The organism is Pseudomonas extremaustralis (genome assembly GCF_900102035.1).
GTDB lineage: Bacteria > Pseudomonadota > Gammaproteobacteria > Pseudomonadales > Pseudomonadaceae > Aquipseudomonas > Aquipseudomonas extremaustralis.
Window position 1 is genome coordinate 1 of the sequence record NZ_LT629689.1, and the last position, 16,120, is coordinate 16,120.

Annotated in this window: 17 protein-coding genes; 15 read left to right on the top strand and 2 right to left on the bottom strand. The window is 61.7% G+C overall.

Features of this window, described 5'->3' with window-relative positions; genetic code table 11:
* The 11 genes from BLR63_RS31425 to BLR63_RS00055 form a co-directional block, all read left to right on the top strand.
* Positions 1-320 (top strand): dTMP kinase (locus BLR63_RS31425; protein WP_269458100.1); only part of this gene is annotated, 320 nt, incomplete at its 5' end.
* Complete coding sequence (locus BLR63_RS00010; protein ID WP_010566554.1) at positions 313-1,302, top strand: DNA polymerase III subunit delta'; 990 nt, start codon at positions 313-315, stop codon at positions 1,300-1,302. The genes BLR63_RS31425 and BLR63_RS00010, both read left to right, overlap by 8 nt.
* A gap of 63 nt (positions 1,303-1,365) precedes the next feature.
* Entirely contained in the window at positions 1,366-2,148 is a 783-nt protein-coding gene (locus BLR63_RS00015) for a TatD family hydrolase (RefSeq protein WP_010566553.1), read from the top strand.
* A gap of 448 nt (positions 2,149-2,596) precedes the next feature.
* Positions 2,597-3,256, top strand: a complete 660-nt coding sequence (locus BLR63_RS00020; protein WP_010566552.1) for a TetR/AcrR family transcriptional regulator — start codon at positions 2,597-2,599, stop codon at positions 3,254-3,256.
* 114 nt (positions 3,257-3,370) lie between these two features.
* Positions 3,371-4,339: a GTP 3',8-cyclase MoaA gene (locus tag BLR63_RS00025; protein WP_010566551.1), complete on the top strand. Its 969-nt coding sequence runs from the start codon at positions 3,371-3,373 to the stop codon at positions 4,337-4,339.
* A gap of 75 nt (positions 4,340-4,414) precedes the next feature.
* On the top strand, positions 4,415-5,020 hold the full coding sequence (locus tag BLR63_RS00030; protein WP_010566550.1) for a DUF4823 domain-containing protein: 606 nt from the start codon (positions 4,415-4,417) through the stop codon (positions 5,018-5,020).
* Positions 5,021-5,047: 27 nt separating this feature from the next.
* A complete protein-coding gene (locus tag BLR63_RS00035) occupies positions 5,048-5,608 on the top strand; it encodes a DUF1285 domain-containing protein (protein WP_010566549.1) in 561 nt (186 codons plus the stop codon).
* 70 nt (positions 5,609-5,678) lie between these two features.
* Positions 5,679-6,392 carry a GntR family transcriptional regulator gene (locus BLR63_RS00040; RefSeq protein WP_042947284.1) on the top strand — a complete coding sequence of 238 codons (714 nt, stop codon included), beginning with the start codon at positions 5,679-5,681 and terminating at the stop codon, positions 6,390-6,392.
* On the top strand, positions 6,389-7,390 hold the full coding sequence (locus BLR63_RS00045) for an ADP-ribosylglycohydrolase family protein (protein WP_010566547.1): 1,002 nt from the start codon (positions 6,389-6,391) through the stop codon (positions 7,388-7,390). Before BLR63_RS00040 ends, BLR63_RS00045 begins: the two co-directional genes overlap by 4 nt.
* Before the next feature lie 186 nt (positions 7,391-7,576).
* Complete coding sequence (locus tag BLR63_RS00050) at positions 7,577-9,043, top strand: purine-cytosine permease family protein (RefSeq protein WP_010566546.1); 1,467 nt, start codon at positions 7,577-7,579, stop codon at positions 9,041-9,043.
* Positions 9,036-9,962, top strand: a complete 927-nt coding sequence (locus tag BLR63_RS00055; protein WP_042947281.1) for a PfkB family carbohydrate kinase — start codon at positions 9,036-9,038, stop codon at positions 9,960-9,962. The genes BLR63_RS00050 and BLR63_RS00055 overlap by 8 nt, the downstream gene beginning before the upstream one ends.
* 16 nt (positions 9,963-9,978) lie before the next feature.
* Here the strand turns inward: BLR63_RS00055 and BLR63_RS00060 are convergent, their stop codons facing one another.
* Entirely contained in the window at positions 9,979-10,323 is a 345-nt protein-coding gene (locus tag BLR63_RS00060; RefSeq protein WP_010566544.1) for a hypothetical protein, read from the bottom strand.
* Positions 10,324-10,407: 84 nt separating this feature from the next.
* The gene (locus tag BLR63_RS00065) at positions 10,408-11,604 is read right to left on the bottom strand and encodes an MFS transporter (RefSeq protein WP_010566543.1); all 1,197 of its coding nucleotides are present in this window, start codon (positions 11,602-11,604) and stop codon (positions 10,408-10,410) included.
* Positions 11,605-11,792: 188 nt separating this feature from the next.
* Here BLR63_RS00065 and BLR63_RS00070 point away from each other — a divergent pair, with 188 nt between their 5' ends.
* The 4 genes from BLR63_RS00070 to araH all read left to right on the top strand — a co-directional run bounded on the left by BLR63_RS00070 (position 11,793) and on the right by araH (position 16,056).
* Positions 11,793-12,272: a GNAT family N-acetyltransferase gene (locus BLR63_RS00070; protein ID WP_010566542.1), complete on the top strand. Its 480-nt coding sequence runs from the start codon at positions 11,793-11,795 to the stop codon at positions 12,270-12,272.
* Between the two features lie 302 nt (positions 12,273-12,574).
* Positions 12,575-13,579 carry a substrate-binding domain-containing protein gene (locus tag BLR63_RS00075; RefSeq protein ID WP_010568123.1) on the top strand — a complete coding sequence of 335 codons (1,005 nt, stop codon included), beginning with the start codon at positions 12,575-12,577 and terminating at the stop codon, positions 13,577-13,579.
* Positions 13,576-15,078: an L-arabinose ABC transporter ATP-binding protein AraG gene (araG, locus tag BLR63_RS00080; protein WP_010568124.1), complete on the top strand. Its 1,503-nt coding sequence runs from the start codon at positions 13,576-13,578 to the stop codon at positions 15,076-15,078. The genes BLR63_RS00075 and araG overlap by 4 nt, the downstream gene beginning before the upstream one ends.
* A gap of 9 nt (positions 15,079-15,087) precedes the next feature.
* Entirely contained in the window at positions 15,088-16,056 is a 969-nt protein-coding gene (gene araH / locus BLR63_RS00085; RefSeq protein WP_078834509.1) for an L-arabinose ABC transporter permease AraH, read from the top strand.
* Positions 16,057-16,120: the final 64 nt, after the last annotated feature.

The following is a 16,120-nucleotide window of genomic DNA, read 5'->3' on the forward strand; positions in this document are numbered from 1 at the left end:
AGGGCGGTGGCCGGGGCCTGTCCCTGGAGCGCATTGCCACTCTGGAAACCTTTGTGCAGGGCGATTTACGCCCTGATCTGACCTTGGTGTTCGATCTGCCGGTGGAAGTGGGCCTGGCCCGTGCCAGCGCACGTGGGCGTCTGGACCGCTTCGAACTGGAGGGGCAGGCATTTTTCGATGCGGTACGCACGGCGTTCCTCAAACGCGCCAAGGCCGAACCCGCACGTTATTACTTGCTGGACGCCGCCCAGCCGCTGGCCCAGGTACAGCGGGCCATCGATGCATTGCTGCCAGACCTGCTGGAGCGCGCCCGTGGCTGAAGCCTACCCTTGGCAGGACAGCCTCTGGCAGCAATTGGCCGGTCGTGCCCAGCATGCCCATGCCTATCTGCTGCATGGGCCGGTGGGGATCGGCAAGCGCGCACTCGCCGAACGCCTGATGGCCAGTCTATTGTGTCAACGACCGATCGACCTCGAAGCCTGCGGCACATGTAAATCCTGCCTGCTGCTCAAGGCCGGCAGCCACCCGGACAACTATCTGCTGGAACCGGAAGAAGCCGACAAGGCGATCAAGGTCGACCAGGTGCGTGACCTCGTCAGCTTCGTGGTGCAGACCGCGCAGATGGGCGGGCGCAAAGTGGTGCTGATCGAACCGGTGGAAGCGATGAACATCAACGCCGCCAACGCCTTGCTCAAGAGCCTGGAAGAACCATCTGGCGACACGGTGCTGCTATTGGTCAGTCATCAGTCCAGCCGACTGCTGCCGACGATTCGCAGTCGTTGCGTGCAGCAGGCTTGCCCGTTGCCGAGCGAAGCCATGAGTCTGCAATGGTTGGCGAAAGCGTTGCCGGACTGCGCAGAAGACGAGCGGGTAGAGTTGCTGACCCTGGCTGCGGGTTCCCCCCTTGCGGCGGTGAAGTTGCACGCTCAGGGCGTGCGTGAGCAGCGTGCGCTGGTGGTGGATGGCGTGAAGAAGCTGCTCAAGCAGGAGCTGTCGGCCACCCAACTGGCCGAAACTGCCTGGAAAGATATTCCCCTGCTGTTGTTGTTCGACTGGTTCTGCGATTGGTCGAGCCTGATCCTGCGCTACCAACTGACCCAGGACGAAAGCGGCCTGGGCCTGCCGGACATGCGCAAGGTCGTGCAGTACCTGGCGCAAAAAAGTGCCCAGGACAAGGTGCTCACTATTCAGGACTGGATCCTCGCCCAGCGCCAGAAAGTGCTCGGCAAGGCCAACCTCAACCGTGTGCTGTTGCTCGAAGCGCTGCTGGTGCAGTGGGTTGGCTTGCTCGGCCGTCGTTAATTTCGGTGGTCGACGGGTGTATCGTTGGCCAGACCCTTATCGTGACTCAAGTTGTAACCTCTTATGCTCGTAGATTCCCATTGCCACCTTGATCGACTCGACCTTGCCCAGCACGGCGGCTCCCTTGACGCCGCCCTCGACGCCGCACGCCTGCGCGGGGTAGGGCACTTTTTGTGTATCGGCGTCAGCGCCGATAACGCTGCCGACGTCAAAGCCCTGGCCGAGTGTTATGCCGATGTGGATTGCTCAGTGGGTATCCACCCGCTCGACCTCAAGCCCGGCGAAGCCCCGGCCCTCGACTGGCTTCTGGACGAACTCGATCACCCCCGCGTCGTGGCCATTGGCGAAACCGGTCTGGACTACCACTACGAGCCGGAAGCCGCCGATTTGCAGCAGGCCTCTTTCCGCCTGCATTTGCAGGCCGCCCAGCAAACCGGCAAACCGGTGATCGTCCACACCCGCGGCGCCCGCGCCGACACCCTGACGCTGCTGCGCGAGGCCGCGCTGCCCCAGGCCGGCGTGCTGCATTGCTTTACCGAGGACTGGGACATGGCCAAAGCCGCCCTGGACCTGGGCTTCTATATTTCCCTGTCTGGCATCGTCACCTTCCGCAATGCCGACGCCCTGCGCGATGTGGCACGCCAGGTTCCGGCCGACCGCCTGCTGGTGGAAACCGATTCGCCTTACCTGGCACCCATTCCTCATCGCGGCAAGCCCAACCTGCCGGAATATGTGCGCGATGTGGCGGATTACCTGGCCATGCTGCGCGGTGAGTCTTACGAGCGCTTTGCCGAGCAGACCACCGAGAACTTCAAGCGCCTGTTCCCCTTGGCCCACGTCGGTTAACGCGGTCGGTCAAATCCCAGGCAAAAAAAACCCGGGTTCTGGGGGGGGAATCCGGGCTAAGACCATTAGGAGTAAACAAGGGCACTCAGTCCGTCGGTGCCCAGGTCGGCGCTTCACTTGGGGGAGATGTCACGCCGACAGTTCAAGTATTGATCAGTATCCCATTCAGTCCAGTCGCCATTGTTCGGTTTTTAAACAGATTTGGAATACGCCCGCTTCGCTTGAGTTCTCATCAGGTAGGTGCACGACCGAAGTTGTTGCGTGTTATTTCTGACTGGTTTCGGTGAAAACGTTGGCGTGTTGAAACTAAAGTGCCTAGCCAGTTCACATAGGCGTTGCTCAACGACCGATCAGTCGGGATAATCCCTCGAATCGGGTAAATCGTATCGCCACGTATCCGTGGCCCTGCGCAACCCTCCTTATACCGACCTCTGCAGACCTTTTCCTCATGCACAAAGAACCCCGTAAGGTCCGTGAGTTTCGCCGCCGCGAGCAGGAAATTCTCGACACCGCACTCAAGTTGTTCCTTGAACAAGGCGAAGACAGCGTTACCGTCGAGATGATTGCGGATGCCGTGGGTATCGGCAAAGGCACGATCTACAAACACTTCAAGTCCAAGGCCGAGATCTACCTGCGCCTGATGCTCGACTACGAGCGCGACTTGAACGAACTGCTGCATTCGGCCGATGTGGACAAGGACAAGGAAGCGCTGTCCCGTGCCTACTTCGAGTTCCGCATGCGTGACCCGCAGCGTTACCGGCTGTTCGACCGCCTGGAAGAGAAGGTGGTCAAGGGCCATCAGGTGCCGGAAATGGTCGAGGAGTTGCACAAGATCCGTGCCTCGAACTTCGAACGCCTGACCCTGCTGATCAAGGGCCGCATCAGTGAAGGCAAGCTTGAAGACGTGCCGCCGTATTTCCATTACTGCGCCGCCTGGGCGTTGGTGCATGGCGCCGTGGCGCTGTACCACTCGCCATTCTGGAGCAATGTGCTCGAAGATCAGGAAGGCTTCTTCCAATTCTTGATGGATATTGGCGTGCGCATGGGTAACAAGCGCAAGCACAGCACCGAGTTGCCGCAGGTACCTGTCGAAACGCCTGCCACCTGATTATTTGCTGCCTGTCGCAATACCCCAGGAATATACTCAGGCAAGGAACTTGCTAAAAACTGATTTATAAGTCAGTTTTTGGCCTGCCCGAATCGTCCTCTGCCGGAGTGATCCATGATCGTTGATCGTCAAGGCAGGCGTTTTCGCAATTTGCGGATCAGCCTGACCTCAGCCTGCAATTACGCATGTACCTACTGCGTGCCAAATGGCAAGCGGCTGGTGGCTGCCCAGGACGAACTCTCGGCCGAGGCCATGGCCCGTGGCGTGGCTTATCTGATCGAAGCCGCGGGTATCGAACGCCTGCGCATCACCGGTGGCGAACCGCTGGTCAGTCCCAAGCTGGAAGCCTTCATGGGTGCCGTGGGAGGGATGGGCCTCAGCGATATCAGCCTGACCACCAACGGCCAATTGCTGGCGCGTAAACTGCCGCTGCTGGTGGACGCCGGGATTCGACGCATCAATGTCTCCCTCGACACCCTGGATGCCGACGCCTTCCGCAGTATCGCCCGTGGGGGCGACCTGGCTACCGTACTCGATGGTATGGACCAAGCGCGCGCCGCCGGGATCAAAATCAAAGTCAATATGGTGCCGTTGCGCGGCCAGAACCTGGACCAGGTGATGCCGCTGCTCGACTACTGCCTGGAGCGTGGCTACGAGCTGCGTTTTATCGAGTTGATGCGCATGGGCCATCTGGCCAAGGATTCCAACGCATTCCTGCAGCAGTTTGTCAGTCTGCAGCAACTGCTCGACCTGATCGGCGAGCATCATGAATACCTGCAGGCCGATGCACCGGTCGACGCCACGGCGGTACGCTATCAAGTGCCGGACAAAGGCTTCTTTGGGGTGATCGCCAATGAAAGCGTGCCGTTCTGCCGCACCTGTTCGCGACTGCGCTTGTCATCCACCGGTTGGCTCCACGGCTGTCTGTCGTCGAGTAACCGTCACTACGTCGGCGACTTGCTCGACAAACCGCGTCACCAGGCTTTGCCGGCCTTGCAGGGCCTGTTGATGAAGGCCCTGGGCGACAAACAGGAAGTGGCTTTCTCTGGTGGCGCCACCGTCATGAAGATCATCGGCGGCTAGTGCTGCAAGCTGGCGCAGAACCTGCATCTTGTGCCCATTCGCCGGTTTTCCGTCACCGGCCTCTGGAGGATTAGGATGCGTAGTCTGGTTTTGTTGCTGGCGTCGTTGACGCTGAGTGGTTGCATGACCGTCAGCGATATGGCCGAAGGCACCCGCTATCAGATGAGCGACGCCGGGTTGCTGGATCACAGCGATACCCGTCGCACGGCGTCGATTCGGGTGCAGCCGGACTCCTTTATCTTTATTGCCCAAGGCGCCTTCGTGCCGCCGGGCAGCGCTTATCCGCGCCCGAACGTGGTGGCCGAGGAAGCGTTCAACGGTTTCGTCGAATATTTCCCCATGGTGCGTCGCGCCCGCAAGCCTGAAGGGCTTGAGCAGGCCATGGCCGAAGCCCGTGCGGCCGGTGCCCATTACTTGCTGTACTGCCGTTTTGCCGCGGCGGATGACCGTATCGGCAACGCCGACGAGTGGACCGACCAGCAAGCCCTCGACCGCGTCGGCCTGGACAGCGGGGTTATCCAGATCATGTTGATCGAGACCAGCACCCAATACTTGATTGATACTGCACGGATTCGCAGTCGTGGCGGTTTACTGACGTTCCACGATAACAAGCCTGAAGACCTGATCGCCCGCCCCCTGGCGCAGTACGCACGAGGCCTGCTGGGCATGAGCGATCAGTAAGGCACATACGTAAAAAGGGAGAACCCCATGACCGATTCCGCCAAGGCCAATGACCTGTTGGCTCAACTGCCCAAGGGCAAGGGGCCGGCGCCGGTGCATCTGTGGAACCCGGAATTCTGCGGCGACATCGACATGCGCATTGCCCGTGATGGCACCTGGTTCTACCAGGGCACGCCGATCGGACGTAAGCCGATGGTCAAGCTGTTCTCCAACATCATCCGCCGCGATGGCGATGATTACTTCCTGGTCACTCCGGTGGAAAAAGTCGGCATCCGCGTCGATGATGCACCGTTTGTGGCACTGACCCTGGACGTGCAAGGGCTGGGCGAACATCAGGTGCTGCGCTTTACCACCAATGTCGATGAGCAGATCGAAGCGGGCCTTGAACATCCGCTGCGGGTGGTCATCGACCCTGTCACGCAGGAACCCGCACCTTACCTGCGGGTGCGCACCAACCTCGAAGCCCTTGTGCATCGCAACGCGTTCTATCAATTGGTGGAGCTGGCGGTGAGCCGTCCGATCAACGGTCAGAACTGGTTGGGGGTGTGGAGCGACGGGGCGTTTTTCCCGATTGGCCTGGAGCCCTGAGCCCGTTTTTTTTATCTGTCTAAAATAATTCCCTTGCTGTGATCGAACGCTTTCGGTTATCAATTTGTACATGATTAGACATGTGCGATTTGATAAGAAAAAACGCGTCGTCGACGAACTCATCCGCCGTATCGAAGGTGGCGTGATGGCCGACGGTTTCCTACTGCCGGGCGAGCATCAACTGGCCGAGGAGTTTGCGGTCAGTCGCGGCACGCTGCGCGAAGCCCTCGCCGAGCTCAAACGCCGTAATTACATCGCCACCCAGAGCGGTGTCGGTTCTATCGTCACCTTTGACGGCATGGTGCTCGACCAACGCAGCGGTTGGGCCCAGGCCCTGGCCGATACCGGCGCGCTGGTGATCACCGATATCCTGCGCTTCGAGGCGGTCACCCGCCCAGACCTGCTCAGCCGTTTCGGCAGCGACCAATTCATTGCCCTTGATCGCCTGCGGCGTACCGCCGACGGCACGGCCGTGTCCCTGGAACGTTCGCTGATGCCCGCGTCCGGCGCCCTGGAAGGTCTGCCCCGTGTCGGCCTGATCGACAATTCCCTGACCATTACCCTGGCCGCCTACGGTTACATCGGTGCCGAAGGCGACCAATGGATCGGCGCCGAGCCCCTCTGCGCTGAGGATGCTGAACTGCTTGGCCGTCCGGCGGGCACTGTGTTTCTCAAGGCATCGCGCACTACCTATGACCGCCGCGAGCGTTTCATGGAATACGTCGAAAGCTTGCTCGACCCGCTGCACTTTCGCCTGCATCTCCAGTTCGGAGCTTCAAAATGACTGCGCAAAGTCGTGCCCTGGGCGCCTTCTATGGCCTGGCCTTGGGCGATGCCTTGGGCATGCCCACCCAGTCTTTGAGCCGCGAGCAGGTCAGGGCTCGCTTCGGTGCCATCACCGGTCTGGAAGATGCTGGCGCCGACCAGCCCATCGCACCCAACATGCCGGCCGGTTCCATCACCGATGACACCGAGCAGGCGATCCTTATCGGCGAGTTGCTGGTGGCAGGCCAGGGCAAGATCGAGCCGATCGTGCTCGCCCGGCGCCTGATCGAGTGGGAAGCGGTGATGCGCGCCAAGGGCTCCCAGGATCTGCTCGGTCCGTCCACCCAGCGTGCGATCGATATGATCCTCGCCGGCCATACCCCGCAAGAGTCCGGGCGCTACGGCACCACCAATGGCGCGGCCATGCGCATTACGCCGGTGGGGATCGCGGCCGATGTCAGCGACCCCGAGTCATTCATCCAGGCGGTGATCCAGGCGTGTCAGGTCACCCACAACACCACGCTGGGGATCTCCAGCGCGGCGGCGGTGGCGGCGGTGGTGTCGGCCGGGATCAACGGTGTGGACTTGGGCGAAGCCCTGAACATCGGTACGCAGATCGCCCAGCAGGCGCAAAGCCATGGTCACTGGATCGCTGGCGGGCGTATTTCCACCCGCATCAGTTGGGCACGGACTTTGAGCGTCGGCAGCGGCGACAAGGCGCTATTTGCCGACCTGCTCTATGAGTTGATCGGCACTTCCGTTGCCTCCCAGGAGTCGGTGGTGGTGTCGTTCGCCCTGGCCCAGCAGGTGGCCGTAGGTGCGTTGGATGCCTTCGAAGCCCTGTGCCTGGCCGCCAGCCTTGGCGGTGACACCGACACCATCGCGGCGATCCTCGGCGCCATGCTGGGCGCGTGCCTGGGCATGCAGTGCTGGCCGCAGGCGTTGATCGAACAGGTCAAGGCCGTCAATGGCCTGGATTTGCAGGCGCTCGTTCAGGGGCTGCTCGCGTTGCGATAACCCCGTAGGAGCGAGCTTGCTCGCGAAGGGGTCAACGATGACGCGGGGAGCCAGGTGTAACGCGGCGCGCTGAAGTTTTTCGCGAGCAAGCTCGCTCCTACAGTAGTGATTCATTGAGTCAGGATGACCGGCCAAAGCCTTGGCTTTCTGCCACAACCACAACAATACAGGCACCAGGAGCCCCCTATGAGCACCACTTCTTCCGGCCAGAGCGCCGGGCAATTGGAAACACGCGGTATCGAACCGGTCCCCGAAGACGAGTGCAACGGCCATCCCCTGCAACTGTTCTGGGTCTGGTTCGCGGCCAATATCAGCATCCTCGGCTTGCCGCTCGGCGCGACGCTGGTGGCGTTTCGTGGCCTGGCGATCTGGCAGGCGATCATCGTCGCAATCCTCGGGGCCGCCGGTTCCTTCGCGGTGGTGGGCATCATTTCCATTGCCGGTCGTCGTGGCCGTGCGCCGAGCCTGACCCTGTCCCGCGCCATCTTTGGCGTGCGCGGCAATATCGGCCCGACCCTGGTGTCGCTGATGTCGCGCCTGGGCTGGGAAACCGTCAACACCACCACGGCCGCCTTCGTGCTGCTGTCGTTGTGTTCGATCCTGTTTGGTTCCGCGGTCGAAGCGAAAAGCGCACCGCTGCTCACCCTCATCTTCATCGGCATTTTTGTGTTGCTGACCCTGGCCGTTTCCGGCCTGGGCCATGCGACCTTGCTGGTGATCCAGAAGTGGGCCACCTATGTGTTTGGCGCCTTGAATATCCTGGTGGGCGGTTTTCTCTGCGCCACCATCGACTGGAGCGCAGTGTTCAACGCCACCCCGGCACCGCTGAGCGCCATGATCATCGGCGTCGGCACCATGGCCGCCGGTACCGGCATCGGCTGGGCCAACGCCGGCGCCGACATGTCGCGCTACCAGCACCGCAGCGTCAAGGCCGTGCGCCTGGTGGCCTCCGCCGCATTCGGCGCGGGCATCCCGCTGGTGTTGCTGATCACCCTCGGCGGCCTGCTGTCGGTGGGTAACAACGACCTGGCTTCGGCCACCGACCCGATTGTCGCCATCCGCGACATGCTGCCGACCTGGATGGCCGTGCCGTACCTGATCACCGCGTTTGGCGGCCTGCTGCTGTCGAACAACCTGTCGGTTTACTCGGCGGGCCTCACCACCTTGACCCTGGGCCTCAAGGTCAAGCGTGTGCATGCGGTGATCGTCGATATCGTGGCGATTTTCGCCGGCTCCATCTATTTCATGCTGATCGCCGACAGTTTCTACGGCCCGTTCATCACCTTCATTTCGTTGCTGGCGGTGCCGATCACGGCGTGGGTGGGGATCTTCGTGGTCGACCTGATCCATCGTCATTACTACAGCCCCAAGGACCTGCTGGACGTCAGCCCAAGCAGTGCCTACTGGTATCGCGGCGGCGTGGAATGGCGTGCATTCGGCGCCTGGGCCGTGGCGATCGTGCTGGGTTTCAGTTTCACCACCATTGGCACCACCGCCGAAAACATCTGGTTTGCCGGGCCGTTGTCCGACTCGTGGCTTGGCCATAACGGCCTGGGCTGGATTGTCACTTTCCTGGTGGCCGGTGGGATTTATGCCGTACTGGGCGGTGCCGCTGACCGTCGTCCGGCGTTAGTCGAGAGCGCCAATGTCTAGATTGCTGCACACCGGCCAAGTCATCGTCGACCTGGTGATGGCCCTCGACACCTTGCCAGCGACGGGCGGTGACGTGTTGGCGCAATCGGCCACCTTCGAAGCCGGCGGTGGCTTCAATGTGATGGCCGCCGCGCAGCGCAACGGGCTGCCGGCGGTCTACCTGGGCCGGCATGGCAATGGTCGTTTCGGCGACCTGGCGCGGGCGGCGATGCAGGCCGAAGGCGTGCAAATCGCCCAGCCTGTGAGTGAGCACAAGGACACCGGTTTATGCGTGGCGCTGACCGAGGCCAGCACCGAACGCACGTTCATTTCCCATATCGGCGCAGAGGGTGAATTGAGCGTCGAGGATTTGGCGCAGGTCGCGCCGCGAGCGGACGACTACGTGTACGTCAGTGGCTACAGCCTGTTGCTGGAGGGCAAGGCGCAAGCCCTGCTCGACTGGCTGCTGGCGCTGCCGCGGGAAATCACCGTGGTGTTCGACCCCGGCCCGCTGGTCAAGGCGCCGGACTCCGCCTTGATGCGCGCGCTGTTGCCGCGTATCGACATCTGGACCAGCAATGGCCCCGAAGCCATGGCGTTCACCGGTGCGACGGATATCGCCAGCGCGCTGCGCGAGCTCGGTCGCCACCTGCCTGCCCAAACGCTGCGGGTGGTGCGTGACGGGCCGAATGGCTGCTGGGTCGGGCGTGCGGGCGAGATCGAACATGTGCCGGGCTTCAAGGTGCGGGCGGTGGACAGCAATGGCGCGGGGGATGCGCATGCCGGGGTGTTCATTGCCGGTCTGGCCAGTGGCCTGACGCCTGCCGTCGCCGCACGGCGAGCGAACGCGGCGGCGGCATTGGCGGTCACCCGTTGGGGGCCGGCGACTTGCCCAGGCACCGCCGAAGTCAACGCCCTGCTAGGTGACGCGGGGAAATGACCGGTGGTTCGACGCATCAAGGCGCAGGCTGTTTCGGTGCGCCTGGGATGTTGGAGTCGTCGCCTTTATTGATATTGGGCTGATTGATAGCCGGGCCCATTTTGCCGTTACCCACGGCAGTCGGCGCCTGGCGCTGGGTGTCGTTGCCTCGGGTACGTGGGTCGGCGCCGTTATCGATGATCGCGCCGCCATTGGTGTCGAGGCCGGTGCCCATCGAATCCTGGGATTCCTGGGTGGCTGGGCTCGGCGGGCTGCCGACGGGGTCGGTCTTGCCGGTGGACGAGGTGGCCGCAAAGGCGCTCAGCGACGCAGCGGACAACAGACCGGTGAGGGCGAGGGCAGCGAGCTTGGAGGGGGTCATGGGGTGTCTCCTTATGATTGATGTCCTTACCTGTGATTGGTCAGTCCTCGTTGCGGGTTGGTGCCTTGATGGCGACGAACGGTATCAGCTCACTTGCACGATTTTAGGCGCGGCGATCCGCCGCGCGATCAGGCGAGCCACGGTGATCAGCCAGTTCAGCGCGGCGATGGTCAATACGCTGAGCATCAGTGCCGACAGGCCGTAGTCGACGATGATCTTGCCCGCCAGCCAGGGAAATCCGAAGACGCCGACAAAGTACGCCAGACTGAACAGCAGCAACGCCTGGGGCGTCGTGCCGGACGGCGCTTCGTTAGCCACCAGCCCGTTGATCACGGAATAAGTCAGGCCGTACCCGACCCCTAGCGAGGCAGCCGCCAGCAGGTAGCTGAAGTTTCCGCTCACGCCAAACGCAAACAGCACGATCGAGCCGAGCATCACCCCCGACAGCCCACAGGCGGCCCGATAGGCGTCAAGTTTGACCACGAAGCCGGCGATCAGCAGGCGGCTGGTGATCGCGGCACTCAGGAATCCTGCGAAAAACAGCGAATAGTCCAAGCCATGCGCGGCTGCGTAGCTGGTCTGGAACGATGACAGCCCGCCGAACACGCAACCTCCCAGGCCGACCATGAGGATGGCGAACGCTGCTTTGGACGACAGCACCTGGCGGATAGCAACCCAGGAGATTTTCGCCACAGGTGCATTGGCCTGTCGCTTGAGGTGGGCACCGAGGCGCCAGAACATCACCACGCCGATCAGGCTGGCCAATGCGGCGATATGAAAGGCGGTGGTGAGCGGCAACGTCAGCGCGCTTGCTGCCCTTCCCAGCAAAGGGCCGGCGCCGATGCCGCTCAACATGCTGCCCGACAGTAACGCAAAGTATCTGGCCCGCTGCCGAGGCTCCACCAGCATCGCCACGATGATCGGCCCCAAGGTATAAAACACGCCCCACCCCAACCCCAGGGCCAGGCCGAATCCCTTCAGGTCTTCACCCAATCCTGGCGTCAGCGCAAAGCCCAGGCATGCCACCACCAACAGCAGGCCCATCCCGGCGATGGCGCGTGCGGCGCCCCATGCATCCGCCAGATGTCCGGAGACCACCACTGCGACAAAGGTGCTGAGCATTGCCGTGGAAATCACACTGCCTGCATCGTGCTCATTCCCCCCGCGCAGTTGAATCAGCAATGACAACAGAAAGGTCGAGCCGTAAGACAGCGATAGCAAGAAGCTGGCAAGGCAAAACAGGGCGAACAACTTTGTGTTCACAGGGGATGTGGAATGCATGGAGCCACCCGCAAGTCATTGGAGTTATGGCTGCCTGTTTACCATGCAGGTTCAAGCGGTTTGTTCTGTGGTTGCTGGTGCTTGCATTACCGTTGACCGGAGTAACTGAGTTGCCGGCGAAGTGGCACTGCAATCAGTCATGAAAGCGCCTTAGTATGTGTGCTTTGAAATTGTCCCAAGGCTCGCCCATGACTATCGAGATTCGCCCCGCCGTGCCCAGCGATGCTGCGCAGATCCTGACGTTCATCACCGAACTCGCCGATTACGAAAAAGCCCGCCACGAAGTGATCGCCAGCGTGGCGGATATTGAGCGCAGTCTGTTCAGCGAGGGCGCTACCGCCCATGGCCTGATCTGCTCGCGGGACGGTTTGCCGATTGGTTTCGCGGTGTTCTTTTTCAGCTATTCCACCTGGCTGGGCAGCAACTGCCTGTACCTCGAAGACCTCTACATCAACCCGGAACAGCGCGGCGGCGGCGCAGGCAAGAAGCTGTTGCGCCACCTGGCCAGGATCGCCTGCGACAACGGTTGCGGCCGCTTCGAGTGGAGCGTGCTGGACTGGAACGAGCCGGCGATTGCCTTCTACAAATCCATCGGCGCCCAGCCGCAGGAGGAGTGGGTGCGCTATCGCATGGAAGGTGATGCGCTACGGGATTTTGCCCAGGGCTGATACACCTTAAAAAAGCCGGTTAGCGATGACCGGTTTTTTTGTGCTTTTGCTCACTATATGGGATGTAAATTTATATATTGAGATGTTTTAAACGATGGGTTTATATTTCGTCTGCATCAGCACTCAACTAAAGCTCTACGGGTTTTCGCCGCCTAAACGCTGCACCGCTTCACTGTAGGAGCGAGCTTGCTCGCGAAAGGCCTGAGAGCGCCGCGTGCATTCAGGCTATACGCGTCATCGTTAACGTTTTTCGCGAGCAAGCTCGCTCCTACAAAAAACAACAACAATAAGGAGTCAACCGTATGAATCGTCGTCGTGCTATCCGTTCCTTGTGCTGCGCCGCCGTGGCGGTCTCGGCCATCGGCTTGAGTGGGCTGTCGCTGGCCGCCGAAGCCGTGAAAATCGGTTTCCTGGTCAAGCAAGCCGAAGAACCCTGGTTCCAGACCGAATGGGCCTTCGCCGAAAAAGCCGGCAAGGAACATGGTTTCACCGTGATCAAGATCGCCGTGCCCGATGGAGAGAAGACGCTGTCGGCCATCGACAGCCTGGCCGCCAACGGTGCCAAGGGCTTCGTGATCTGCCCGCCGGATGTGTCCCTCGGCCCGGCGATTGTCGCCAAGGCCAAGGTCAATGGCCTGAAGGTCATGGCCGTGGATGATCGCTTCGTCGATGCCAAGGGCAACTTCATGGAAGACGTGCCGTACCTGGGCATGGCCGCCTTCGAAGTCGGTCAGAAGCAGGGCGCGGCGATGGCCGCCGAGGCGAAAAAACGTGGCTGGGACTGGAAGGACACCTACGCGGTGATCAACACCTTCAACGAACTCGACACCGGCAAGAAACGCACCGACGGTTCGATCAAATCCCTCGAAGAAGCCGGGATTCCCAAGGACCACATCCTTACTGCCGCGCTCAAAACCCTCGACGTGCCGGGGAGCATGGACGCTACCAACTCGGCCCTGGTCAAGCTGCCCAGCGGCGCGAAAAACCTAATCATCGGCGGCATGAACGACAACACCGTGCTCGGCGGCGTGCGCGCCACCGAAAGCGCCGGGTTTGCCGCCGCCAACGTGATCGGCATCGGCATCAATGGCACCGACGCCATCGGCGAATTGAAGAAAGCCAACAGCGGCTTCTTCGGCTCGATGCTGCCCAGCCCGCACATCGAGGGCTACAACACCGCGCTGATGATGTACGAGTGGGTCACCACCGGTAAGGAGCCGCCGAAGTACACGGCCATGGACGAAGTGACGCTGATCACCCGCGCCAACTTCCAGGAAGAACTGACCAAGATCGGGTTGTGGAAATGAGTGCAGCGGCACTGCGTTTTGACGGCATCGGCAAAACCTTCCCCGGGGTCAAGGCGCTGGACGGCATCAGCTTCAGCGCCCAGCCGGGGCAGGTGCACGCGTTGATGGGCGAGAACGGCGCGGGTAAGTCGACGCTGCTGAAGATCCTCGGCGGCGCCTACATTCCGAGCAGCGGCAGCGTGCAGATCGGCGCACAGACCATGGCGTTCAAATGCGCCGCCGACAGCATCGCCAGCGGCGTCGCGGTGATCCACCAGGAGCTGCACCTGGTGCCGGAAATGAGCGTCGCCGAGAACCTGTTCCTCGGGCACTTGCCGACGCGTTTCGGCGTGGTCAACCGCCGGCTGCTGCGCCAACAGGCGCTGGCGTGCCTCAAGGGCCTGGCCGATGAAATCGATCCGGATGAAAAACTCGGACGCCTGTCCCTCGGCCAGCGGCAACTGGTGGAAATCGCCAAGGCCTTGTCCCGTGGTGCCCATGTAATCGCCTTCGACGAACCCACCAGCAGCCTGTCGGCGCGGGAGATCGAGCGCTTGATGGCGATCATCACGCGCCTGCGCGACGAGGGCAAAGTGGTGCTCTATGTGTCCCATCGCATGGAAGAAGTGTTCCGCATCTGCGACGCGGTCACGGTGTTCAAGGACGGGCGCTACGTGCGCACGTTTGACGACATGAGCACGCTGAGCCACGACCAGTTGGTGACGTGCATGGTCGGCCGCGATATCCAGGACATCTACGATTACCGCCCGCGCGAGCACGGTGACGTGGCGCTCAAGGTCGACGGTTTGCTCGGCCCGGGGTTGCGCGAGCCGGTCAGTTTTGAGGTGCGCAAGGGCGAGATTCTTGGCCTGTTCGGGCTGGTGGGGGCCGGGCGCACGGAGCTGTTTCGCCTGCTCAGCGGCTTGGAGCGCGCCAGCGCCGGCAGCCTGGAGCTGTGTGGTCAGCCGCTGCAACTGCGCTCGCCCCGCGACGCCATCGCCGCCGGCGTGCTGCTGTGCCCGGAGGACCGCAAGAAGGAGGGCATCATTCCGCTGTCCAGCGTCGCGGAGAACATCAACATCAGCGCGCGCGGCGCCCATTCGCGCTTCGGCTGGCTGCTGCGCGACGGCTGGGAAAAGGGCAACGCCGAGCGGCAAATCACTGCGATGAAGGTCAAGACGCCGAACGCCGAGCAGAAAATCCTCTACCTGTCCGGCGGCAATCAGCAGAAGGCCATCTTGGGCCGTTGGCTGTCGATGCCGATGAAAGTGTTGCTGCTCGACGAACCCACGCGCGGCATCGACATCGGCGCCAAGGCCGAGATCTACCAGATCATCCATAACCTGGCGGCCAGCGGCATTGCGGTGATCGTGGTGTCCAGCGACCTGATGGAAGTGATGGGCATTGCCGACCGCATCCTGGTGCTGTGCGAAGGCGCGATGCGCGGCGAACAGACCCGCGCCCACGCCACTGAATCCAACCTGCTGCAGCTGGCGTTGCCGCGCGGCCTGGCGAACTGAGAGATGACCATGACCACTCAACACAAGCTGCTGGCGACGGCCCGCAAACCCCTCGATACGCGTGCGCTGCTGGACAATTGGGCGATGCTGCTGGCGGCGCTGGGGATTTTTCTGCTGTGCGCCTTACTGATCGACAACTTCCTCTCGCCGCTGAACATGCGCGGGTTGGGCCTGGCGATTTCCACCGTGGGCATCGCCGCCTGCACCATGTTGTTCTGCCTGGCGTCAGGGCACTTCGACTTGTCGGTGGGCTCGGTGATCGCCTGCGCCGGAGTGGTGGCGGCGATCGTAATGCGCGACACCGACAGCGTGCTGCTGGGCATCGGCGCGGCGCTGCTGATGGGCCTGATCGTCGGGCTGATCAACGGCATCGTGATCGCCAAGCTGCGGGTCAACGCACTGATCACCACCCTGGCGACCATGCAGATCGTACGCGGCCTGGCGTACATCTTTGCCGACGGCAAGGCGGTGGGGGTGTCCCAGGAACAGTTCTTTATCTTCGGTAACGGCCAGTTGCTGGGCGTGCCGGTGCCGATCCTGATCACGATTGTGTGCTTTGTGTTTTTCGGCTGGCTGCTCAACTACACCACCTACGGACGCAACACCATGGCCATCGGCGGCAACCCGGAAGCGGCGCTGCTCGCCGGGGTGAATGTCGACCGCACCAAGATCCTGATCTTCGCCGTACACGGCTTGATCGGCGCGTTGGCCGGGGTGATTCTTGCTTCGCGCATGACCTCGGGCCAACCGATGATCGGCCAGGGCTTCGAGCTGACGGTGATTTCGGCGTGCGTGCTGGGCGGGGTGTCGCTGAGCGGCGGGGTAGGGATGATCCGTCATGTGATTGCTGGAGTATTGATCCTGGCGATCATCGAGAACGCGATGAACCTGAAGAACATCGACACGTTTTACCAGTATGTGATCCGTGGTTCGATCCTGTTGCTGGCGGTGGTGATCGACCGCATGAAACAACGCTGAAACTCCCGGTATTGAGGTCCGGCATTTGCCATAATGGCGCCGTTTTCGTACTTCCCAATAGGCC